General features: G+C 70.6%; 24 protein-coding genes. 4 read left to right on the top strand and 20 right to left on the bottom strand.

Going from position 1 to position 21,996, the window contains the following annotated elements; all coding sequences use genetic code 11:
* Positions 1-45: 45 nt before the first annotated feature.
* Complete coding sequence (mug, locus tag AB0J33_RS28495; RefSeq protein ID WP_363617761.1) at positions 46-642, top strand: G/U mismatch-specific DNA glycosylase; 597 nt, start codon at positions 46-48, stop codon at positions 640-642.
* Between the two features lie 87 nt (positions 643-729).
* On the opposite strand, the gene AB0J33_RS28490 is transcribed toward mug, so the two are convergent.
* The 3 genes from AB0J33_RS28490 to AB0J33_RS28480 form a co-directional block, all read right to left on the bottom strand.
* Complete coding sequence (locus AB0J33_RS28490; RefSeq protein WP_363617759.1) at positions 730-2,706, bottom strand: ABC transporter ATP-binding protein; 1,977 nt, start codon at positions 2,704-2,706, stop codon at positions 730-732.
* A gap of 114 nt (positions 2,707-2,820) precedes the next feature.
* The gene (locus tag AB0J33_RS28485; RefSeq protein ID WP_363617726.1) at positions 2,821-3,588 is read right to left on the bottom strand and encodes an enoyl-CoA hydratase/isomerase family protein; all 768 of its coding nucleotides are present in this window, start codon (positions 3,586-3,588) and stop codon (positions 2,821-2,823) included.
* A gap of 46 nt (positions 3,589-3,634) precedes the next feature.
* Complete coding sequence (locus AB0J33_RS28480) at positions 3,635-3,862, bottom strand: helix-turn-helix domain-containing protein (protein ID WP_007462679.1); 228 nt, start codon at positions 3,860-3,862, stop codon at positions 3,635-3,637.
* A gap of 215 nt (positions 3,863-4,077) precedes the next feature.
* On the opposite strand from AB0J33_RS28480, the gene AB0J33_RS28475 reads away from it, so the two are divergent.
* On the top strand, positions 4,078-4,677 hold the full coding sequence (locus AB0J33_RS28475; protein WP_363617724.1) for a cadmium resistance transporter: 600 nt from the start codon (positions 4,078-4,080) through the stop codon (positions 4,675-4,677).
* Between the two features lie 71 nt (positions 4,678-4,748).
* Here the strand turns inward: AB0J33_RS28475 and AB0J33_RS28470 are convergent, their stop codons facing one another.
* The gene (locus AB0J33_RS28470; RefSeq protein WP_363617722.1) at positions 4,749-6,353 is read right to left on the bottom strand and encodes an ABC-F family ATP-binding cassette domain-containing protein; all 1,605 of its coding nucleotides are present in this window, start codon (positions 6,351-6,353) and stop codon (positions 4,749-4,751) included.
* A 264-nt stretch (positions 6,354-6,617) separates the two neighbouring features.
* Here AB0J33_RS28470 and AB0J33_RS28465 point away from each other — a divergent pair, with 264 nt between their 5' ends.
* A complete protein-coding gene (locus AB0J33_RS28465; protein ID WP_363617720.1) occupies positions 6,618-7,541 on the top strand; it encodes a neutral zinc metallopeptidase in 924 nt (307 codons plus the stop codon).
* Positions 7,542-7,655: 114 nt separating this feature from the next.
* On the opposite strand, the gene AB0J33_RS28460 is transcribed toward AB0J33_RS28465, so the two are convergent.
* From AB0J33_RS28460 to AB0J33_RS28400, 13 genes are all read right to left on the bottom strand, one after another.
* Entirely contained in the window at positions 7,656-8,015 is a 360-nt protein-coding gene (locus AB0J33_RS28460; RefSeq protein ID WP_363617718.1) for an SgcJ/EcaC family oxidoreductase, read from the bottom strand.
* A 35-nt stretch (positions 8,016-8,050) separates the two neighbouring features.
* Positions 8,051-8,350, bottom strand: coding sequence for a muconolactone Delta-isomerase family protein (locus AB0J33_RS28455; RefSeq protein WP_363617716.1), 300 nt, complete (start codon positions 8,348-8,350; stop codon positions 8,051-8,053).
* A gap of 103 nt (positions 8,351-8,453) precedes the next feature.
* Positions 8,454-9,101: an acVLRF1 family peptidyl-tRNA hydrolase gene (locus tag AB0J33_RS28450; RefSeq protein WP_363617714.1), complete on the bottom strand. Its 648-nt coding sequence runs from the start codon at positions 9,099-9,101 to the stop codon at positions 8,454-8,456.
* A gap of 237 nt (positions 9,102-9,338) precedes the next feature.
* Entirely contained in the window at positions 9,339-9,971 is a 633-nt protein-coding gene (locus tag AB0J33_RS28445) for a LysE family transporter (RefSeq protein ID WP_363617712.1), read from the bottom strand.
* A 262-nt stretch (positions 9,972-10,233) separates the two neighbouring features.
* A complete protein-coding gene (locus tag AB0J33_RS28440) occupies positions 10,234-10,839 on the bottom strand; it encodes a TIGR03086 family metal-binding protein (RefSeq protein ID WP_363617710.1) in 606 nt (201 codons plus the stop codon).
* Positions 10,840-11,040: 201 nt separating this feature from the next.
* Entirely contained in the window at positions 11,041-11,487 is a 447-nt protein-coding gene (locus AB0J33_RS28435; RefSeq protein ID WP_363617708.1) for a metal-sulfur cluster assembly factor, read from the bottom strand.
* A 147-nt stretch (positions 11,488-11,634) separates the two neighbouring features.
* On the bottom strand, positions 11,635-12,108 hold the full coding sequence (gene sufU, locus AB0J33_RS28430) for a Fe-S cluster assembly sulfur transfer protein SufU (protein WP_091403700.1): 474 nt from the start codon (positions 12,106-12,108) through the stop codon (positions 11,635-11,637).
* A 2-nt stretch (positions 12,109-12,110) separates the two neighbouring features.
* Positions 12,111-13,415 carry a cysteine desulfurase gene (locus AB0J33_RS28425; protein ID WP_363617706.1) on the bottom strand — a complete coding sequence of 435 codons (1,305 nt, stop codon included), beginning with the start codon at positions 13,413-13,415 and terminating at the stop codon, positions 12,111-12,113.
* A 20-nt stretch (positions 13,416-13,435) separates the two neighbouring features.
* Entirely contained in the window at positions 13,436-14,209 is a 774-nt protein-coding gene (gene sufC / locus AB0J33_RS28420) for a Fe-S cluster assembly ATPase SufC (RefSeq protein ID WP_355594376.1), read from the bottom strand.
* Complete coding sequence (locus AB0J33_RS28415; protein WP_363617703.1) at positions 14,209-14,535, bottom strand: non-heme iron oxygenase ferredoxin subunit; 327 nt, start codon at positions 14,533-14,535, stop codon at positions 14,209-14,211. Before AB0J33_RS28415 ends, sufC begins: the two co-directional genes overlap by 1 nt.
* Entirely contained in the window at positions 14,535-15,677 is a 1,143-nt protein-coding gene (gene sufD, locus AB0J33_RS28410; protein ID WP_363617701.1) for a Fe-S cluster assembly protein SufD, read from the bottom strand. Before sufD ends, AB0J33_RS28415 begins: the two co-directional genes overlap by 1 nt.
* Positions 15,678-15,766: 89 nt before the next feature.
* Positions 15,767-17,197 carry a Fe-S cluster assembly protein SufB gene (sufB, locus tag AB0J33_RS28405; RefSeq protein ID WP_074312771.1) on the bottom strand — a complete coding sequence of 477 codons (1,431 nt, stop codon included), beginning with the start codon at positions 17,195-17,197 and terminating at the stop codon, positions 15,767-15,769.
* The gene (locus tag AB0J33_RS28400) at positions 17,194-17,994 is read right to left on the bottom strand and encodes an ArsR family transcriptional regulator (protein WP_363617699.1); all 801 of its coding nucleotides are present in this window, start codon (positions 17,992-17,994) and stop codon (positions 17,194-17,196) included. Before AB0J33_RS28400 ends, sufB begins: the two co-directional genes overlap by 4 nt.
* A gap of 98 nt (positions 17,995-18,092) precedes the next feature.
* Between AB0J33_RS28400 and AB0J33_RS28395 the strand changes: the two genes are divergently transcribed.
* Positions 18,093-19,058 (top strand): COX15/CtaA family protein, encoded by a 966-nt coding sequence (locus AB0J33_RS28395; protein WP_363617697.1) that lies wholly within the window; start codon positions 18,093-18,095, stop codon positions 19,056-19,058.
* 239 nt (positions 19,059-19,297) lie between these two features.
* On the opposite strand, the gene AB0J33_RS28390 is transcribed toward AB0J33_RS28395, so the two are convergent.
* The 3 genes from AB0J33_RS28390 to AB0J33_RS28380 all read right to left on the bottom strand — a co-directional run bounded on the left by AB0J33_RS28390 (position 19,298) and on the right by AB0J33_RS28380 (position 21,813).
* Positions 19,298-20,218, bottom strand: coding sequence for a hypothetical protein (locus AB0J33_RS28390; protein WP_363617695.1), 921 nt, complete (start codon positions 20,216-20,218; stop codon positions 19,298-19,300).
* A gap of 14 nt (positions 20,219-20,232) precedes the next feature.
* Positions 20,233-20,568, bottom strand: a complete 336-nt coding sequence (locus tag AB0J33_RS28385; RefSeq protein WP_363617693.1) for a hypothetical protein — start codon at positions 20,566-20,568, stop codon at positions 20,233-20,235.
* A gap of 291 nt (positions 20,569-20,859) precedes the next feature.
* Complete coding sequence (locus AB0J33_RS28380; RefSeq protein ID WP_363617691.1) at positions 20,860-21,813, bottom strand: heme o synthase; 954 nt, start codon at positions 21,811-21,813, stop codon at positions 20,860-20,862.
* Between the last annotated feature and the right edge of the window lie 183 nt (positions 21,814-21,996).

Raw genomic sequence — 21,996 nt, 5'->3', positions numbered from 1 at the left:
CGCGCGAACGGACCGGCCCGGCCGAACGAACCGGGCCCAGCCGGACTGGCCCGCACGGACAGAACAGCGCGGCCGAGCCGGGCGGAGCTGGCGGCGGCTGTGGACCGGACCATCCCCGATGTGCTCGCGCCAGGGCTGGCGGTGCTCTTCGTCGGAATCAACCCGGGCCTGTGGTCGGCCGCTACCGGATGGCACTTCGCCCGGCCCGGCAACCGGTTCTGGCCCGCCCTGCACCGGGGCGGGTTCACCCCGCGGCTGCTGCACCCCAGCGAGCAGGACGAGTTGCCGGCGCTCGGGCTCGGCATCACCAACATGGCCGCCCGGGCCAGCGCCCGCGCGGATGAGCTGAGCACCGAGGAATTCCTCGACGGCGCGGCGATTTTGACCGACAAGGTAGCCCGGTACCGGCCGCGCTGGGTGGCCGTGGTGGGGGTGACCGCGTACCGGATCGGTTTTCAGCGGCCGAAAGCCACCTTCGGGCCGCAGCCGGAGTCGCTGGCCGGCGCCCGGCTGTGGGTGCTGCCCAACCCGAGCGGCCTGAACGCGCATTTCACCCCGGTCGCCCTGGGCCTGGCCTTCGCCGAACTGCGGGCGGCGACCGATCTGCCGGACCGTCGAACCGTCGGACCATCCGACCGATGATCGACTCGGCTTCCAGGAAGTCGGGCTGTCAACGTGACCATGACACAGCGACTTTCAGGAACCCGAGTCGATCAACCCGCGTGGCCGTCAGTTGGCGGCGGCGGGCGGCAGCACCTCGTCGGCGCGGTAGGTGCCCAACGGCATGACCACCGGCTCGGGCCCGGTCGCGTCGACGAACGGGGTGGGCGAGTCGGCGACCGCGAACTGGGTCCGGTACAGCTCGGCGTAGAGCCCACCGACCGCGACCAGCTCGTCGTGCCGCCCCCGCTCGACGATCCGCCCGTCGTCGAGCACGAGGATCTGGTCGGCGTCGCGCACGGTGGAGAGCCGGTGCGCGATCACCAGGGCGGTACGCCCGGCCAGCGCCACCGACAGCGCCCGCTGCACCGCCGCCTCGCTCTCCGAATCCAGGTGTGCGGTCGCCTCGTCGAGGATCACGATCGACGGGGCCTTGAGCAGCAGGCGTGCGATGGCGATGCGCTGTTTCTCGCCACCGGAGAACCGGTAGCCGCGCTCCCCCACCGTGGTGTCCAGACCGTCGGGCAGCGCCCGCACCAGGTCGGCCACCTGCGCCCCGGCCAGTGCGGCCCAGATCTCGTCGTCGGTGGCGTCCGGCTTGGCGTAGCGGAGATTCTCGGCGATCGTCTCGTGGAACAGGTGCGAATCCTGGGTGACCACACCGATCTCGTCCCGCAGGGAGGCGAGCGTCGCGTCGCGCACGTCCACCCCGCCGACGAGGACCTGACCGTCGCTGACGTCGTAGATCCGGGAGATGAGCATCGACAGGGTCGACTTGCCCGCGCCGGACGGGCCGACCAACGCGACCATCTGCCCCGGCTCGACGCTGAACGACACTCCCTTGAGCACCGGCTCGTTGACCGTCCGGTCGAGGGTGGCGACCTCTTCCAGCGAGGCGAGGGAGACCTCGGCGGCGCTCGGGTAGCGGAATCGCACGTCGCGGAAGTCGACCCGACCGGCGTTCCGGGGCACCGGCACCGCGTCGGGCTTCTCCACGATGCCCGGCGTCAGGTCGAGCACCTCGAAGACGCGGTCGAAGGAGACCAGCGCGCTCATCACGTCCACCCGGACGTTCGAGAGCGCGGTGAGCGGCCCGTACAGGCGGGTGAGCAGCAGCGCCAGCGTCACCACGGTGCCGGCGCTGACGCCGCCGGTCACCGCGAGCCAGCCGCCGAGGCCGTAGGTGAGCGCCTGCGCCAGTGAGGCGACCAGCAGCATCGCCACGAAGAACGTGCGGGAGTACATCGCGGACTGGATGCCGATGTCGCGGACCCGCTCGGCCCGGCCGGCGAACCGGCGTGCCTCGATCTCGGGCTGGCCGAAGAGCTTCACCAGCAGCGCGCCGGCCACCCCGAACCGCTCGGTCATGGTGGCGTTCATCTTGGCGTCGAGGTTGTACGCCTCGCGGGTGATGTCCGCCAGCCGTCGACCGACCCGGCGGGCCGGAATGATGAAGATCGGCAGCAGCACCAGGGAGAGCGCGGTGATCTGCCAGGAGAGGGTGAACATCACCGCCGCGGTGAGCACCAACTGGATGACGTTGCTGACCACACCGGACAGGGTCGAGGTGAACGCCCGCTGGGCGCCGAGCACGTCGTTGTTGAGCCGGCTGACCAGCGCGCCGGTCTGGGTACGGGTGAAGAACTGCAACGGCATCCGCTGCACGTGGTCGTAGACCCGGGTGCGCAGGTTGAAGATGATGCCCTCGCCGATGCGGGCGGAATACCACCGCTGGGCCAGCGAGAGCAGCGCGTCGGCGACCGCCAGCGCGGCGATGAACAGGGCCAGCCGCACCACGAGTCGGCCGGCCTCGGTGCCGCCCCGGTTGATCGCGTTGATCACGTCGCCGGCGAGCACCGGGGTGGCCACGCCGATGACGGCGGCCAACACCACGGTGGCCAGGAAGACGACGATGTCGCGCCGGTAGGGCTGCGCGAAGGCGACGATGCGGCGGGCCACGCCGCGCTTGAGCCGGTGGGTGGAGACCTCGTCGCGGTTGCGCATCGACCGGAGCATGCTCCACCCGGCCATGCCACCGCCGGACATCGGGTTGGACATCGCTCACCTCCGGGTTGTCGGGCAGACCGCACCGTCAGGCCAATTCTCCCGACGAGTGTGACAACCTCAGTCGTAACCCGGATCTTCCCGTGCGGTCCTTACCTATTCTCCGCTGCCGGCGAGGTCGCGCAGCCGACGGGTCTGCGCCTCCCGCTCGGCACGCTGCTGGTCGGCGTGCGACCGGCCGGCCGCACCGGCAAGCAAAGCCTTGATCTCCACCACCGCGTCGCGGGCCCCGGAGAGCAGACCGGCGGTCAGATCCCGGACCGCGCCGTCCAACTCGGCCGGCGGCACGACCAGGGTGGCCAGCCCGATCCGGTCCGCCTCGGCGGCGTCCAACCGGCGGCCGGTGGCACAGATCTCCAGCGCCCGCGAGTAGCCGATTAGCTCGACGAGACGCTTCGTGCCGGCCAGGTCGGGCACCAGGCCGAGGGTCACCTCGGCCATCGACAGCTTCGCGTCCGTGGACAACACCCGCAGGTCACAGGCGAGCGCGAGCTGGAAGCCGGCCCCGATCGCGTGGCCCTGCACCGCCGCCACCGAGACCACATCCGGCCGGTGCAGCCAGGTGAAACCGGCCTGGAACTCCGCGATGCGCTCGGCGCACTCCTGCTCGGGCAGCGTGGCCAACTCGGCGAACGACCCCGGGCCGGAGGCGCCAGCCACCGCGAGATCGAGGCCGGCGGAGAACGCGCGGCCCTCACCGCGGACCACCACCACCCGCACGTCGCCGGGAAGGTCACGGGAGAAGTCGCTCATCGCTCGCCACATCGCGGGCGTCTGGGCGTTGAGCACGTCGGGCCGGCACAACGTCACCGTGGCGACCGGCCCGTCGCAAGTCAGCCGAACCCCGGTCGCCTCGGTGGTCACCGGACGTCCCGGGGAGCGGAGCTGGTGCACGACGCTGAGGGGCGGGTCACGCCTTCTTGCGGCGCCGGGCACCACCGCGCTGACGCAGCTGCACCCCGGACTCGGTGAGCACTCGATGGATGAACCCGTAGGAACGGCCGGTCGAGGCCGCCAACGCGCGGATGCTCTCCCCCGAGGTGTACCGCTTTACCAGGTCCTTGGCGAGCGTCTGACGCTCGGCTCCGACGATCCGGCGACCCTTCTCAGTGCTGGTGGCTGTGCCAGTGGCTGCCATGCTGTGTCCTCACGTCCCAGACTGTGCGGTTCGGATACGGTCCCACCTATTAGACCGCCTCGAACGATCATGCGCCAGATATCAACTCTTCGCCAACCGACACGCTATGCAATGTCAGTTTCCCGATAGAGTGATCCTGACGATCGGGCCCCGTCGTGGCGTCCGGGCGTACCACCGCTCGGCGCTCGCGGGCTGCCGACCCGTAGCCTTCGGTCGTGATCGACCTGCTGAGCACCGGAGCTGCGGCGGCCGTGGTCTTCGCCGCCACCGACATCGACGACATCGTCATCCTGACGCTGTTCTTCGTCGCGGCCCGCACCGCTGGCCGACCCCGCACCTGGGAAATTGTCGCCGGACAATACCTCGGCATCGGCGCGCTCGCGTTAGCGAGTGCGGTGATAGCGGGCGGACTCCTGGTGGTGCCGGACCCGTGGACCGGGCTGCTCGGCCTGCTGCCGATCGCGCTGGGCGTACGCGCGCTGCGCGGCTCGGGTGAGGAGGAGGCCCCGGCGGTCGTCACCGGAGCGCTGGGCGTGGCCGGGGTGACGATCGCGAACGGCGCCGACAACGTGGCCGTCTACGTACCCGTATTCCGGGCCCTCGGTGTGGCCGACAGCGCGGTGTTCCTGCTGGTCTTCGTGCTGCTGATCGCGCTGTGGTGCGCCGTCGGGGCATGGCTGGGCGGGCACCGGAGGGTGGTCCGGCTGGTCGAGCGCGCCGGCGCCTGGCTGGTGCCGGCGATCTTCATCGCCATCGGCGTGGTGATCCTGGTCAGCTCCGGCGTGCTCGGCCGACTGGTCGACCTGCTCGGCTGAACGCAGGCCGAGACCGGCGGGCGAGCCCGAACCGGACTCGGTCAGGCCAGCTTGAACCGAACCGGACTCGGTCAGGCCAGCTCGACCAGCTCGAGCAGGTCGTCGCTCCAGGCGTCCTCGTCGCCGTCGGGCAACAGGATGGCCCGGTCCGGCTTGAGCGCCAGCACGGCACCCGGGTCGTGGGTGACCAGGACGATCGCACCGGGGTAGTTGGCGATCGCGTCGAGGACCTGCTCCCGGCTGACCGGGTCGAGGTTGTTCGTCGGCTCGTCGAGCAGCAGCACGTTGGCGCCGGAACAGACCAGGGTGGACAGGGCCAGCCGGGTCTTCTCACCACCGGAGAGCACACCGGCCGGCTTGTTCACGTCGTCACCGGAGAAGAGGAACGCGCCCAGGATCTTGCGCAGGTCGGTGTCGGACTGCTCGACGGCGGCGGCCCGCATGTTCTCCAGCACGGTCCGCTCCACGTCCAGCGTCTCGTGCTCCTGGGCGTAGTAGCCCAGCCGCAGGCCGTGACCGGCGTGCACCTCGCCGGTGTCCGGGGTGAGCAGCCCGCCGAGCATCCGCAGCAGGGTCGTCTTGCCCGCGCCGTTGAGACCGAGGATGGCCACCCGGGAGCCCCGGTCGACCGCCACGTTGACGTCGGTGAAGATCTCCAGTGAGCCGTACGACTTGGACAGGCCGGTCGCCGTGAGCGGGGTCTTGCCGCACGGCGCGGGGCTGGGGAAGCGGACCTTGGCAACCCGGTCGGCGACCCGTACCTCCTCCAGGCCGGAGATCAGCTTCTCGGCACGACGGGCCATGTTCTGCGCGGCCACGGTCTTGGTGGCCTTGGCCCGCATCTTGTCGGCCTGCGCCATCAACGCGCCGGCCTTCTTCTCCGCGTTGGCCCGCTCCCGGCGACGGCGTCGCTCGTCGGTCTCGCGGGCCTCCAGGTACGCCTTCCAGCCCAGGTTGTACACGTCGATCACGGAACGGGTGGCGTCGAGGAACCAGACCTTGTTGACCACCGACTCCAACAGCGCGCCGTCGTGGGAGATCACGATCAGGCCGCCCTTGTGGTTGGCGAGGAAGCCGCGCAGCCAGGTGATCGAGTCGGCGTCCAGGTGGTTCGTCGGCTCGTCGAGCAGCAGGATGCCGCCGCCGTTCTCGCCCGCGTCGCGGAACAGGATCCGGGCCAGCTCGATGCGCCGACGCTGACCACCGGAGAGGGTGCCGATGGTCTGCGCGAGCGCCCGGTCCGGTAAACCGAGGTTGGCGCAGATGCGCGCTGCCTCGGCCTCGGCCGCGTACCCGCCCAGGGCGGCGAACTGGTCCTCCAGGGCGCCGTAGCGACGGACCAGCTTCTCGTCGGTGTCCTCGGCGAGGCGCGCCTCGATCTCCTGCATCTGCGCCATCAGGACGTCCAGGCCGCGGGCGGAGAGCACCCGGTCGCGTCCGGTCACCTCAAGGTCGCCGGTGCGCGGGTCCTGCGGCAGGTAGCCGATGGCGCTGCGCTGGTCGATCTGGCCGCCGTACGGCTGCCCCTCGCCGGCAAGCACCTTCAGCGTGGTGGTCTTGCCGGCGCCGTTGCGACCGACCAGGCCGATCCGGTCACCGGGCTGGACGCGCAGAGTGGTGTCGGACAGCAGGATGCGGGAACCGGCACGCAGTTCCAGGCCGGTGGCAGTGATCATGTTGGCGGGCTCGCTCTCGGGGTCTGGAAGGCTGACTCGGGGCACGCGAAACGGCCGGCGGGCTCGAGGGGCCCGACGGCGCGGGGCGGTTCAGCCTTCGCAGCGCAGCACCCGACAAGTGTACCGGGCGCCTCCGGACGGTCCGCCCGGATTACCGATCAAGATCATCGGGTACCGAACGGCTGTCCGGACCCCCTCCGGCAACTACGCGACGAACCGACACACAGACGACATTCACACCGGCATACGGCGATCGGGGTCAGCATGGAACTCAACGAGCGGGCCGAGCTCGACACCTCCCAGGCCAACGACCTGGGTCGGGGCGGCGGATCGGGCGGCGGCGGCATGGGCATCCCCATCCCCGGCGGTGGCGGCCGAGGCGGCATCATCGGCATCGTGGTCGCCGTCCTCGTCGCCCTGCTGGGCGGCGGGTTCGGCCTCAACGCCATGACCAACGGCGACGAGGGCGGGCAGGCCGGGGGCACCGACCTGGAGCAGCTGTGCTCCACCGCGAACCCCGACCGGCTCGACGACGCGCGCTGCCGCAACCTGCTCTACGTCAACAGCATCCAGGGATACTGGCAGAAGGCGTACCCGGAGCTGGGCGACGGGAAGTACGAGCCGACCGACACCAACTTCTTCCAGGCCGCCGTGAACACCGGTTGTGGCCAGGCCGACTCGGGTGTCGGGCCGTTCTACTGCCCCGCCGACAAGCAGGTGTACATCGACCTGAGCTTCTACGACGAGCTGGCGTCCCGGTTCGGGGCGAAGGGCGAGTTCGCCCAGCCGTACGTGCTCGCCCACGAGTACGGCCACCACATCCAGAACCTGCTCGGCACCAACGCGAAGGCCGGCCAGGGCGATCAGAGCGGCCCCCGCTCGGCGTCCGTACGACTGGAGTTGCAGGCCGACTGCTACGCCGGCGCCTGGGCCAAGCACGCCACCGAGAGCAAGGACAAGACCGGTCAGGAGCCGCTGTTCAAGTCGATCACCCAGACCGACATCAGCGAGGCCGTGCAGGCCGCCGAGGCGATCGGCGACGACAGCATCCAGGAACGCTCCGGCGGGCAGGTCAACCCGGACCAGTTCACCCACGGTACGTCCGAGCAGCGCAAGCGCTGGTTCACCCAGGGCTACGGCGGCGGTGACCCGAAGACCTGCGACACCTTCGGCACCGACCAGCTCTGACGTCGTGAACGATCGTGGCAGGCCCCTCGGCGGGCCTGCCACGACGTGCTTCGTGAGGTGCCCTTCCCGCCACCGTCGCCATCCGTACCGCCCGGGGCGAGCGGGGCGGACGGGTCAGGCGAGCCGCGAGACCTGGTAGTGGCCGATCAGCCAGTCGTCGTCGATCCGCCGCAGCAGGACGCCGAGGTTGACCATCAGGGCCGGCCGGTCGGTGAAGCCGAACTCCACCTCCAGGTAGCCGAGGACCAGGTCGTCCGCGAGACGGCGGATCTCCCGGATGTCGTACGCGGCGGTCAGGCCGAGCGGCTGGTGGGCGTAGTACGCGGCCACACCGGCACGACCGACGGTGTACGGCTGCAACCCCTGGAAGATCGCGTCGTCGGTGAAGCACGCCGCGACCCGATCGGGTTCGTGGGCGTCGACCGCCGACTTCCACCGGTCGAGGACGGTACGCAGAATCTGCGCCTCGGACATGACGATCTCCTTGCTGACGGCGGGTCCTTCCGGGCTCAACGAGGCGGCTGACCCGGGTCGTTCGGGTGCGGCGTCAACGGTGTCACGCTCTCGCGCCGCCATCCGCGCAGCGGCATCGACGCGAGGACGGCGTCCAACTCATCGGCGCCGTCGGCCTGGAACAGCCCCCAGGTACGCCACTCCCCCGGCGCCAGCGGCGGCCGCCACAGCCGCAGCAGACTGCCCTGCGCCGTCAGCTCGGCCGAGCGCGCCGCCTCACGCGCGCGCATGTCGGCGACCTCGTCCTCCGACGTGCCCGGCGGCACCGTCGTCACCATGTCCACCAGAAACTCCACGTGCCCATCCTCCGACCACCGGCGGGGCAACAGGCCGGGAACCCCGTTTCGGGTGGCGGTCGTCTCCCCGCCGACCCCGCCGACCACGCCGGGACCGCCGAGGTCAGTCGGGGTCGCGCACCAGGATCCGTACCGCGCGGGCGGCGCTCACCGCCGCGACCAGCACCGCGTGCCGGGGCTCCGGCACGTCGAGCAACCGCTGCGCCCGCAACGGCACGAGCGGGGCCAACCGCCGGTCGGCCAGCACCCCGTCCACCGCCCGCCGGTCACCACCGCAGACCAGCGCGGCCATCGTCGCCGCCTCCGGCAACAGCAGCCGTACGGCCAGGTCCGCCGCATCACCCAGGGCTGCCTTCGCCTGGTTGTCGCGTCGGCGGGCGAACCGGTGCTGCGACCATCCCCCCGCGGCGGTGCGCCCCTGCACGTACCGGGTGTCCACCTTGGAGACCACGAGATCGGCGCCCTCGGCCACCCCGAGAGCCACCGCGCCCTTGCGGGCCAGCAGCAGGCCGATTCGGCGGGGCAGCACGGCGGCGGCCACGAACCCGGCCACGTCCGTGCCGGCCGGCGCACCGGGTGGGGCGTACAGCTCGGCGGTTGCCCCGTCCGGGGCGGCCAGCAACAGGCCGTCCTCCCGCGCGCTGGTGGTGGGCGGGCCATGCCGGTCGGCGAAACCCTCGACCCAGCGGCCGACGCGGGCCGGGTCGACCTCGACCCACCGCCCTCCGCCGGCTGCGGGTCGACTGGTCACCGCCCGACCGTACGGCACGGCGGGCCGACTCGGGCCCCCGGGCAGCCTCCCGGGCCGACCTGGGGCCGCCGGGCAGCATCCCGGACCGACCTGGGGCGCCGCGCCGCATCCCGGACCGCCTTGACGCCGCCGGGCGGCACTCCGGGCCGGCTCGGGGGCCGCCGGGCGGCACCCGGGCCGGCTCGGGTCGCCCGGCGGCACCGCGCGGCCGCTCGGACCCGTCCGGGTGGTGGCCGCTCAGCCCGGCAGCAGCGCGACCACCGCCAGCGCGGCGATGAGCGCGCTGGAGACCAGGCCGGTGACCAGCCGACCACGCGGTCCGGTCAGCGCTCGACCGACGACCGTGCCTCCCCCGGCGATGAGCAGCTGCCAGCTCGCCGACGCCAGGAACACCCCGGCCACGAACAGCGCCACCGGAACCGCGCCCGGATCCGCCGTGTCCCGGCGGCCGAGCACCAGCGCGGTGAAGTACAGCACCGTCGTCGGGTTCAGCAGGGTCAACCCGAGCAGCGCCGCGTAAGCCCGCGCCGGAGTGCCCATGCCCTGCCCGGTCCGGGTCGTCGGCGGCAGCTGCGAGCGGTGCGCGGACCAGGTCCGCCAGAGGCCGTGGCCGGCAAGCCCCAACAGGACCACGGCAGCGGCCACCCGCAGCGGCCCGGCGGCCGGCGCGATGACATCGGCGAGGCCAGCCCCGCCGAGCGCGGCGACCGCGGCGTAGAGCCCGTCGGCCGTGGCAACGGCGAGCGCCGCGGCCGCACCGACCCGGAACGAGGTACGGGCACTGAGCCCGAGAATGAGGATGGCGATCGCTCCGACCGGAATGGCGACGCCGTAGCCGGCGACCAGGCCGGCGAGAAACGCCCCGCTCACGGTCGTCGGTGCCGGGTCGAGGCGCGTCCACGAATCGGCCGCTGTCGGCGCACGGCAGTCGCCGCACGGACAGGGACCTGCATCGGGTACGCCTCAATCACCCGCGCATCCTGCGCGCCGAACCTCGCCCCCGCCACCGAATTTCCCGCGCCCCGCGCCAAGATCGTGCTCGAACAATGATGTAGTGGCCTCGGCGACGCATCGAGGCCACTACATCAATGATCGAGCGCGATCTTGGGTGGTGCGGGGGTCGGTCGGCCGGTCAGGACCGCGCTCCGGACCACTGGGGGTCGCGACCGAGGTAGGAGAGCAGGGCACTGACGTCGTCGGCCTCCGCGCCGGCGTCGAGCGCCGGGGCGTACGCGCCGTAGTCGCGCAACGGTTCGACGATCCGTCGGGCGACCTCCAGCAGAGGGCGGGCCAGGTCGTGCAGCGGGGACGGTTGCCCGGTGGCCACCGCGATGTCCCAGGCGTGCACCGCCGCGTCGAGGGCGCACGCGACCGCTGCCACCTGCGCCGACAGCGCACCCAGGGGCAGCGGCGTACGCACCTGCGGGTCGTCGTCGGCGACGCCCGCCCAGGCGCGGGCGGACGCGTCGAGGGCGGCGCGCAGGCCGATCAGCTTGTCACCGTCGATCCGACCGGAGGGTGCGAACGGGTCCTCCTGCGGGCCTGCCCCGCCGACGATCGCCGCCGTGAAGGCGATCTGGTCGCCGGTCGCGTGCTGGAGGACCTGGGTGACGGTCCACCGGTCGCACGGGGTGGGCAGGTCCCAGCCGTCGGACGGGATTGCCTCGGCGGTCGTCCGGAGCGCAGTGTGCGCCTCGTCGAGCACGATCCGCCACTGCCCGGCTGCCATCTCGCTCATTGTCGCGACCCTCTCCGCCGACCCGGTCGAATGAGCGACTCCACCCACTCGTGAAACGGAATGTTCCGCTCCGTTCTGCAACCAGACTAGCAGACCGGAACGATCCGTTCCACCACTGATTCACGTCAACGTTCAACAGGACGTACAACAGATCGAGCGCGGCGCCCGAACGGGCACCGCGCTCGACGAACCGGGATCGGGTCAGACGTTGAAGCCGAGGGAACGGAGCTGGTCCCGCCCCTCGTCGGTGATCTTGTCCGGACCCCACGGCGGGAGCCACACCCAGTTGATCCGGATGTCGTTCACCAGGCCACCACCGGGGCCGGTGGTGAGCGCCTGCCGGGTCTGGTCCTCGATCACGTCGGTCAGCGGGCAGGCCGCCGAGGTGAGCGTCATGTCCAGGGTGGCGACGTTCTCGTCGTCGACGTGCACGCCGTACACGAGACCCAGGTCGACCACGTTGATGCCGAGCTCCGGGTCGACGACGTCCTTCATCGCCTCCTCGATGTCGGCGATCATCGCCTTGCTGACGCCGCCCGCAGGGGCGGCGGCGTCACCGGCGCCATCGGTCGTCGCGGCGTCGGTCTGCGGCACCGCGGTGGTGTCACCGGCCTCCGGCGTCGCCTCGGTAGCGGTGTTCTCGCTCATGCCGTCCCTCCGCTTCGCTCCGTGACGCCATGAGGCACCAACGCGTTGAACCACTGATTCACTCGCTGACGCTCGCTCATGCCGTCCCTCCGCATCGCTTCGTGATGCCACCAGGCACCACGGTGTCATTCGCTCGCTGACGCACGCTCACGCCTTCACCTCCGGGCTCACGCCCACCCCGGCGCGTGCCGCGGCGTCCTTGAACGCCATCCACGGCAGCAGCGCGCACTTCACCCGGGCGGGGTAACGGGCCACACCCGCGAAAGCAACCCCGTCACCGAGCACGTCCTCGTCCGGCGTGACCTGGCCACGTCCGGACATCAACTCCACGAACGCCTCGTGCACCTCGAATGCTTCCCCGGCGCCCCGACCGCGCAGCAACTCGTGCAGCACGCTCGCCGAGGCCTGGCTGATCGAACAGCCCATCCCGTCGTACGAGATGTCGTGCAGCACGGTGCCGTCGGTGGCCACCCGGACGGTGACCTCGTCACCGCAGGTGGGGTTGACGTGGTGCGCCTCCGCGACCTGGTCGCCCGGGTCGTCGGCGTCGCGTAGGCCACGCCCGTGCGGGCGCTTGTAGTGGTCCAGGATGATCTCCTGGTAGAGCTGGTCGAGTTGCACCATCAGTCGAACACCTTCCGCACCTGCTCCAGACCGGCCACCAGAGCGTCGATCTCCTCCGTGGTGGTGTAGAGGTAGAACGAGGCCCGGGTCATGGCCGGGACGCCGAACCGGCTGCACACCGGCTTGGCACAGTGGTGGCCCACCCGCACCTGCACGCCGAGCGAGTCGAGCACCTGACCCACGTCGTGCGGGTGTACGTCACCCAGCGCGAACGAGATGGTGCCGCCACGGCCGACGGGCACGGTCGGGCCGAAGATCCGCAGGTCGGGCACCGAGCCGAGGGCGTCCAGCGCGTACGCCGTCAGCTCCTTCTCGTGCCACTGGACGGCCCGCATCCCGATGCCGGTCAGGTAGTCGACCGCCGCGCCGAGCGCGACCGCCTCGGCGATCGGCGGGGTGCCCGCCTCGAACCGGGCCGGGGGCGCGGCGAACGTCGAGCGGGCCATGGTGACCGTCTCGATCATCGAGCCGCCGCCGAAGACCGGCGGCATGGCCGCCAGCAGCTCGCCCCGGCCCCAGAGCACACCGATGCCGGTCGGGCCGCACATCTTGTGCCCGGTGAACACGATGTAGTCGGCGTCCAGGTCGACCACGTCGATGGGCAGGTGCGGCACCGACTGCGAGCAGTCCAGCAGCAGCAGCGCGCCCACCTCGCGGGCCCGCGCGGTGATCCGGGAGGTGGCGTTGACCGTGCCGAGGATGTTGGACATGTGCACCAGCGAGACGATCTTCGTCCGTTCGGTGACCAGATCCTCCAGGCCCGACTCGTCCAGCCGCCCCTGGTCGGTGACCGGGAACCAGCGCAGGGTCGCGCCGGTCCGCTCGCAGAGCAACTGCCACGGGACGATGTTCGAGTGGTGCTCCATTTCGGAGATCACCACCTCGTCGCCGGGGCCGAGCCGGAACCGGGGGTCGGCGTCCGGACGCAGCGAGGCGTTCGAGAAGGCGTACGCCACGATGTTGATCGCCTCGGTGGAGTTCTTCGTGAACACCACCTCGTCGACGCTCGGCGCGTTGATGAACGCGGCGACCTTCGCCCGCGCCCCCTCGTACGCCTCGGTGGCCTCGGTGCCCAGGGTGTGCACCGAGCGCGACACGTTGGCGTTGTGCCGCGCGTAGTGCTCGTCGAGCACGTCGAGCACCTGCCGGGGCTTGTGCGAGGTGTTGGCGCTGTCGAGGTAGACCAGCGGGTGCCCGTTGATCTCCCGATCGAGGATCGGGAAGTCGGCGCGCACCCGGGCCACGTCGAAACGCGGCACGTCGTCGTACTGCGGCATCCCCGAGGGGATCGCGATGCTGGTCATCTCGGCAGCGCCTCTCTCGGTCAGGCCCGGGCCGTGCCGGCTCCGGCGGCGTACCGCTCGTAGCCCTCGGCCTCAAGCTTGTCGGCCAGCTCCGGGCCGCCCTGCTCGACGATCCGGCCGGCCACGAAGACGTGCACGAAGTCCGGCTTGATGTAACGCAGGATCCGGGTGTAGTGGGTGATCAGCAGCACGCCGGTGTCACCGGTGTCGCGGACCCGGTTGACGCCCTCGCTGACCACGCGCAGCGCGTCCACGTCGAGGCCGGAGTCGGTCTCGTCGAGGATGGCGATCTTCGGCTTGAGCAGCTCCAGCTGGACGATCTCGTGCCGCTTCTTCTCGCCGCCGGAGAAGCCCTCGTTGACGTTGCGCTGGGCGAACGCCGGGTCCATCTGGAGGCGCTCCATCGCGCCGCGCAGCTCGCCGCCCCAGGTGCGCAGCTTCGGCGCCTCGCCGTCGATGGCGGTCTTCGCGGTACGCAGGAAGTTCGCCACCGAGACGCCGGGCACCTCGACCGGGTACTGCATGGCCAGGAAGAGGCCGGCGCGGGCGCGCTCGTCGACCGTCATGGCCAGCACGTCCTCGCCGTCGAGGGTCACCGTGCCGCCGGTGATCTCGTACTTGGGGTGACCGGCGATCGAGTACGCCAGGGTGGACTTGCCGGAACCGTTCGGGCCCATGATCGCGTGGGTCTCGCCCGACTTCACGGTCAGGTCGACGCCGGCCAGGATCGGCTTGAGCTCACCCTCGGGCAGCTTGACCGACACCTTCAGGTCGCGGATCTCCAGGGTGCTCATTATCGGGTCACTCCATTACTCGGCGTCAGGCTGAGGTAGATGTCGCCGTCGCGGACTTCGACGGGGTAAACGGGAACGGGTTCGGTGGCGGGCAGCCCGGTCGGCTCACCGGTGCGCAGGTCGAAGCGCGAGCCGTGCAGCCAACACTCGAGCGTGCAGCCGTCGACCTCCCCCTCGGAGAGCGCGACCGAGGCGTGCGAGCACTCGTCGTACGCGGCGTAGAAGTTGCCGTCCTCGCCGTGCACCAGGGCGATCGGAGTGCCGTCGACGTCCGCGCTGATCGCGGTGCCCTTCGGCACGTCCTCGGTGGAGCAGAGTCGGATCATCAGGCGCCCGCCTTGGTCAGCCGGGCCTCGATCGCGTCGCCGAGGCGCTCACGCAGCGCCTCCACCGGGATCTTGTTGATCAGCTCGGCGAAGAAACCGCGGACCACCAGCCGGCGGGCCTCACTCTCCGGAATGCCCCGGGCCATCAGGTAGAACAGCTGCTCGTCGTCGAAGCGGCCGGTCGCGCTGGCGTGGCCGGCGCCGGCGATCTCGCCGGTCTCGATCTCCAGATTGGGTACGGAGTCCGCCCGCGCGCCGTCGGTGAGCAGCAGGTTCCGGTTGATCTCGTACGTGTCGGTGCCGGTCGCCTCGGCCCGGATCAGCACGTCGCCCACCCAGACGGTGTGCGCGCTCTCGCCCTGCAGGGCGCCCCGGTAACCGACGTAGCTGCGGCAGTCCGACACGGAGTGGTCGACCAGCTGCCGATGCTCCAGGTGCTGCCCGGAGTCGGCGAAGTAGACGCCGTACAGCTCGGCCTCGCCACCCCGACCGGTGTATTCCACGCTGGTGAACTGCCGGACCAGGTCGCCACCCAGGGACACCTGGATGTGGATGACCTTGGCGTCCCGGCCCAGCTTGATCTTCAGGTGCTGAGCCTGGACCGCGTCGTCGGCCCAGTCGGCGATGGTGACCAGCGTCAGCTTCGCGCCGTCGGCCACGGCCACCTCGACGTTGTCGGCCAACGTGGCCGACCCGACGTGCTCCAGGACCAGGGTCGTCTCGGCGAACCGACCCACCTCGACGAAGGTGTGACCGAACGCCGGCTGCCCGGCTCCCGTACCGACCACGCGCAGGCGCACAGCCTCGCCGACCACCGCGTCGGACGCCACCCGCACCAGCAGGGCGTCGGCGGCGGCGCCGTACGCCAGCGCGCTGACCCGGTCGACCGGGGTCAGCACACTGCCGAGCCGCTCGTCGTCGCGGCCGATCCGGGTGATGGCCACGCCCTCGGGCAGGTCGCCGTACTCGTGCCGGACCGCGCCGGTGCTGGCCGGCACGTCACCGGTCAGGCCGCGGAGGCGCTTGAGTGGGGTGAAACGCCACTCCTCCTCCAGGCCGGTGAGGGCCGGGAAGTCGGCGACGTCGTACGAGCGCAGCGCCTGCGACTTGGTGCTGGGCGGCGCGGAAGCCTGGGTAGTCATTTCTTCCTTGGTCTGTCTGTTCCGTGACGACGAGGTTGGGGCTGGTGTGGCGGACCGGCGTTCCGGCCCGCCACCTGGGAGCGGCGGCGTCAGCCGACCGCGCCCTCCATCTGAAGCTCGATCAGGCGGTTGAGCTCCAGGGCGTACTCCATCGGGAGCTCCTTGGCGATCGGCTCGATGAAGCCGCGCACGATCATGGCCATCGCCTCGTCCTCGCTCAGCCCCCGGCTCATCAGGTAGAAGAGCTGGTCGTCGCTGATCTTGGAGACGGTCGCCTCGTGCCCCATCGACACGTCGTCCTCGCGGATGTCGACGTACGGGTAGGTGTCCGAGCGGGAGATGGTGTCGACCAGCAGCGCGTCGCACTTGACCGTGCTCCGGCTGTGGTGCGAACCCTCCAGCACCTGCACCAGACCCCGGTACGAGGTGCGGCCGCCGCCACGGGCGATCGACTTCGACACGATGGTCGAGGAGGTGTGCGGCGCGGCGTGCACCATCTTGGCGCCGGCGTCCTGGTGCTGACCCTCGCCGGCCATCGCCACCGAGAGCACCTCGCCCTTGGCGTGCTCGCCGGTCATGTAGACCGCCGGGTACTTCATGGTCACCTTGGAGCCGATGTTGCCGTCGACCCACTCCATGGTCGCGCCCTCGTGGCAGACGGCACGCTTGGTGACCAGGTTGTAGACGTTGTTCGACCAGTTCTGGATGGTCGTGTAACGGCAGCGCGCGTTCTTCTTGACGATGATCTCCACGACCGCGCTGTGCAGCGAGTCGGAGGAGTAGAGCGGCGCGGTGCAGCCCTCGACGTAGTGCACGTACGCACCCTCGTCGACGATGATCAGCGTCCGCTCGAACTGGCCCATGTTCTCCGTGTTGATCCGGAAGTAGGCCTGCAACGGGATCTCCACGTGCACGCCCTTCGGCACGTAGATGAACGAGCCACCGGACCACACGGAGGTGTTCAGGGCGGCGAACTTGTTGTCGCCGACCGGGATCACCGTGCCGAAGTACTCCTTGAAGACGTCCTCGTGCTCGCGCAGCGCCGTGTCGGTGTCCAGGAAGAGGACGCCCTGCTCCTCAAGATCCTCGCGGATCTTGTGGTAGACGACCTCCGACTCGTACTGCGCCGCGACACCGGCGACCAGACGCTGCTTCTCCGCCTCCGGGATGCCCAGCCGGTCGTAGGTGTTCTTGATGTCCTCGGGCAGGTCCTCCCAGCTGGTGGCCTGCTTCTCGGTGGACCGCACGAAGTACTTGATGTTGTCGAAGTCGATCCCGGTGAGGTCCGCGCCCCAGGCCGGCATCGGCTTACGGCCGAACAGCCGCAGGCCCTTCAGCCGCAGGTCGAGCATCCACGCCGGCTCGTTCTTCTTGGCCGAGATGTCCCGCACCACCGCCTCGTTGATGCCGCGCTGGGCGACCGCCCCGGCGGCGTCCGGGTCGGACCAGCCGTACTCGTACCGGCCCAGGGCGGCGAGCTGCTCTTCCTGGGTCAGGGGCTGGACGATCTGCTCGGTCATCTATCTGTCCTCACAGTGGTGACGGGATTACCGGATTGAGCGCGGACCGGCTGGGTCGGAATGTGCGTGGTGCACACCCCGTCGCCGTGCGCGATGGTGGCCAGACGCTGCACGTGGGTGCCGACCAAACGGGAGATAACCGCGGTCTCGGCCTCGCACAGCTGGGGAAACTCGGCGGCCACGTGCGCCACCGGGCAGTGGTGCTGACAGAGCTGGCCGCCGGAGGCGATCGTGGTCGCGTTGGCAGCGTAACCCTCGGCCGTGAGCGCCGCGGCGAGTGCCTCGGCTCGGGCGAGAGGGTCGTCGCCGGCGTCCTCCATGGCCGTCCGACAACGGGACTCGAGGGCGGACACCTGCTCGGTGGCGAACGCCTCGACCGCGTCCGAGCCGCCACTGCGGGCGATCCAGCGCAACGCGGCGGTCGCCATATTGTCGTAGTGGTGTGTGCCACAGCGCACCCGAGCGGCCTCGGTCAGCAGGAACACCTTGGCCGGGCGCCCCCGACCACGGCTGCCCTGCACGGTCTGCTCGCGGGCGTAGACGTCACCGTCCGCGAGCATCGCGTCCAGGTGCCGGCGGATCGCCGCCGGGCTGAGCCCGAGAGCCGCGCCAAGCTGAGCGGCGGTGGTCGCACCCTGCTCAAGCAGCAGCTGAGTGACCCGGTCCCGGGTGGAGACCTCTGCCGCCGCCGCGCCGGCAAGGGTCGCCGGCGTGGCCACGACGGGCGCGGACGCGGACGCACCGACGGCCGGGACGGCCGCCGACTGGTGCCCGGAGAGCGCCGCCGCGTTTTTCACAACGCCAACGTTACGTAATTACCCGGAGGGTCGCAAACCCGGGCCCCGGTGATCCGAACCACCGAGCCGACGGAGTCGGACAAACCTCGATCACTACGGTGCGTAGGATTTGCGCCGTGAACCGAATCGTCCGTCCGGTCTCCGGCATCCTGCTGCGCCGCCTCGCGCTCGCCTCGATCATCGCGAACGTGGGCATCGTCGTCACCGGCGGGGCCGTCCGGTTGACCGCATCGGGCCTCGGCTGCCCCACCTGGCCCCGGTGCACCGACGATTCGTACGTCACCACCCCCGAGATGGGCATCTACGGGGTGATCGAGTTCGGCAACCGGATGCTGACCTTCGCGGTGGGCCTGATCGCGCTGGCCACCGTGCTGGCCGTACTGGCCCACCGGCCCCGCCGGCCCGGGATCCTCGCGCTGGCCGTCGCCGTGTTCCTGGGCATCCCCGCCCAGGCGGTGATCGGTGGCATCACCGTGCTGACCAACCTCAACCCGTGGGTGGTCGGGCTGCACTTCCTCGCCTCGATGGCGGTGATCGCCGCCGCGTACGCCCTCTGGCGGCGCATCGGCGACCCCGACGGCCCGGCCGTTGCCGTGGTGCCCGCACCGCTGCGCGCGCTGGCCCGCATCACCACCGTGGTCAGCGTCGCCGTGCTGGTCATCGGCACCTGGGTCACCGGCAGCGGCCCACACGCAGGCGATCAGGGCGCGGCCCGCAACAATCTGGACCCGGAGTCGATCTCCCAGGTGCACGCCGACGCCGTCTTCCTGCTGATCGGCCTCTCGGTGGCGCTCATCTTCGCGTTCCGGTCCGTCGGCGCGCAGCGGGCGACCCGCGCCGCGATCGTCCTGGTCGCCGTGGAGCTGAGCCAGGGCCTGATCGGCTTCGTGCAGTACCTCACCCACCTGCCGGCGCTCCTCGTCGGCGCGCACATGCTCGGCTCCTGCCTGGTGCTGCTGGCCACCCTGGCGGTGCAGTGGTCCACCCGGGAACGCCGCCCGGTCACGCCGTCAGCTACGGCCGCCCCGACCGACGCCGCCACCCCGGTACCAGTCACCGCCTGACCGCTCGACCAACGAGCCGCCCCCGCGCCCCACATCCGAGCGACTTCCCCGATGTTGCTGCCTCCGACAGGCGCGAGACGCGCCAAGATCGCGCTCAAACCAGGATCTAGTGGCCACTAAGCGCCGGGAAGCCACTTCAACCAGGATGTTGCGCGATCTTCCCGGTGCCGCGGACACGCCCAGCAGACCGCACGGCTGGCAGCTCGGGCGGGCGGCCCTGGAGGGGCGCTCGTGGTGGGTCAGGCGTTGCGGGCCAGGTGGGTGGTGATCGCGGTGGCGAGGCGTTCGGGGGCGCCGTCGGCGTACCCGATGAAGAGCGACGGTTCGGTCAGCTCCAGCTCGACCAGGACCGGCTCGCCGTCCGGGCCGGGGATGAGGTCGACTCGGGCGTAGAGCAGCTGCCGGGTGCCGCCGGGCACCATCGCGAGGGTCCGCTCGGCCACCGCCAGTTGTTCGGGTCGGGCGGTACGGGCGGTGATCTCTTCGGCCTTGTAGAGCCCGTCGGGGCCGAGGTCCGGCCCGGTCAGCATCGGGCCCTTGCGGATCGCGTGGCTGAACGTGAGCCCGTCCGGGCCGGCCAGGAAGAGCAGTGCCGTCTCGCCCTCGGTGTCGACGGCACGCAGGTACGGCTGAACCATGGTCACCCGGCCGGCCGCGGCGAGCCGGCGAACGTGTGCGGCGGCCAGGTCCCGGTGTTCCGGGTCGGCCAGGTCGTACCGGCCGGTGTCCTGGCTGCCGGCGCTGACGGCGGGCTTGAGCACGTACTCGCCGGTCTCGGCGGGCGGTTGCCAGCTCTCCCCCGGTTCGATCCACGACGTCGGCACGGTCGGCACCCCGGCGGCGCTCAGCTCGGCGAGGTAGCGCTTGTCGGTGTTCCAGCGGACCACGTCGGCCGGGTTGACCAGCGCCGGAACGGTGGCCGCCCAGGCCACGAACTCGTCGCGGCGCAGCGCGTAGTCCCAGGGTGAGCGGAGCACGACCAGGTCGTAGGACGACCAGTCGACGTCGGGATCGTCCCAGACCACCGTGGCGACGGCGACGCCGCGGGCGGCGAGCGGGGCGAGGACCAGCCGATCGTCCGGGTCGAGGTCGACCAGGTCGGCACAGGTGACGAGAGCGACCCGGGGTTTCCCCCGGGTCGACTGGTGATGAGTGGTCAATTCAGGTGTCTATTTCAGCGGGCCATCGTGCGCCGGGCCATCGACCGCCACAGGTCGTTGCTCGGACGCATCTGGTCCATCAGTTCACGCTCCCAGGCGTTCTCGACGGTGACTCCCGCCTGGGCGCACGCCTCCCGGGCGGTGACGGTGTCCTCGGCGAACTGGTCGCCCCACTCACCGTCCGAACCCACCAGCACGATTCGCGCGCCACGCTTGCCGACGTACTCGATGACCGCCTTCGCGCCGCCGTGCCCGGCGGCGAACGCCTTGAGGCCCGCGACCAGGCCGTGGTGCGCCTGCTCGTCGGCGGTCTGCTCGGCCGTCAGCGTCGTATCGGAACCATCTGCCATGACGCGAAGCCTAAGCAGACTCGCACCCCGTCGGGCGAGAACCATGAACCTTTTGTGATGCCAATTACCTACAGGTTTAAGGACGACCACAGGTTTGCTGTCCGTTTATATCAGGACTTTTGTGCTCAGAACACGTTGACAAAGCGCCTCGCAGCCGCCCCGAGTTGAGCCGATCCGACTCATGCCGAAAGTTACTCTGATGTGACGTTAAACCCGGACAACTCATCCACGTCCATGATTAGTCGTCAGATCTTGACGGGCACCCCGCTCCGAGCCGCCGTGCGGAACGGGTCAGATCAACGCGTCGAGCGCGACGGCCACGAAGACGATCGTCAGGTACGTCGTCGACCAGTGGAACAGTCGCATCGGCTTGACCGCCTCGCCGCGGGTGGCGCGCCGACAGAGCCGGTGCGCCTCGACCACGAAGATGGCGCCCACCACCAGCGTCGGCACCCCGTAGATCGCGCTCAGCCCCAGCGGCCAGACGGCCAGGGAGGTGAGCACGGTGAGCCACGCGAAGATCAGAATCTCGGCGTTCACCCGCCGGATCGAGGCGACCACCGGCAGCATCGGGATGCCAGCCCGGGCGTAGTCGTCCTTGTACTTCATCGCGAGCGGGTAGAAGTGCGGCATCTGCCAGAAGAACACCACCGCGAAGAGCCCCCACGCGGCCGGCGCCAGCGAGCCGGTCACCGCCGCCCACCCGATCAGCACCGGGGCCGCACCGCAGGCGCCGCCCCAGAAGGTGTTCGCCGGAGTGGAGCGCTTGAGCCACAGGGTGTAGACGAGGTCGTAGTAGGCGATCGCGGCGAGGGTCAGCCCGGCGGCCAGCAGATTGGTGAACGCCGCCATCAGCGCCACCGACACCGCCGCCAGCACCAGGCCGAAGATCAGTGCGCTTCGCGGTGACACGGTGTGCGCCGGCAGCGGCCGACGCTTGGTACGCCGCATCAACTGATCGATGTCCCGGTCGATGTAGCAGTTGAGCACGCTGGCCGCGCCGGCGGCGAGCGAGCCGCCGATCAGCACGACGGCCATCAGCCACAGCGACGGCAGCCCGCCCTCGGCGAGCATCATCGCCGGGATGGTCGTGACCAGCAGCAACTCGACGATCCGCGGCTTGGTGAGCGCCACGTACGCCGAGAGGACCGCGCGTACGTCCCGCCGGGCCACCGGGCCCTCGGCCGCCCGCGCCGGACGTTGCCCGGCCGGGTTGCTCGCGGGGCGCTCGGTGATCATGCTCACGGATTGCCACCTTCCGGCATCGGGCACGGGGAGAGTCGGATCGGCCGGGACCACTGCGGGTCCACATACCGCCCCACACACTACGCGTCGTCGTTTTGGCTGCCCGGCCGACCCGACAACGGTGCGGGCCGTCACACCACCGGGTTGAACCGCGCATCCGGATGGTCACGTAGCGCACACCAT

The organism is Micromonospora sp. NPDC049645 (genome assembly GCF_040675155.1).
In the GTDB taxonomy this organism is placed as follows: domain Bacteria; phylum Actinomycetota; class Actinomycetes; order Mycobacteriales; family Micromonosporaceae; genus Micromonospora.
The sequence above is the reverse complement of the archived record's forward strand: the minus strand, read 5'-3'. Positions and strand labels throughout refer to the sequence as shown.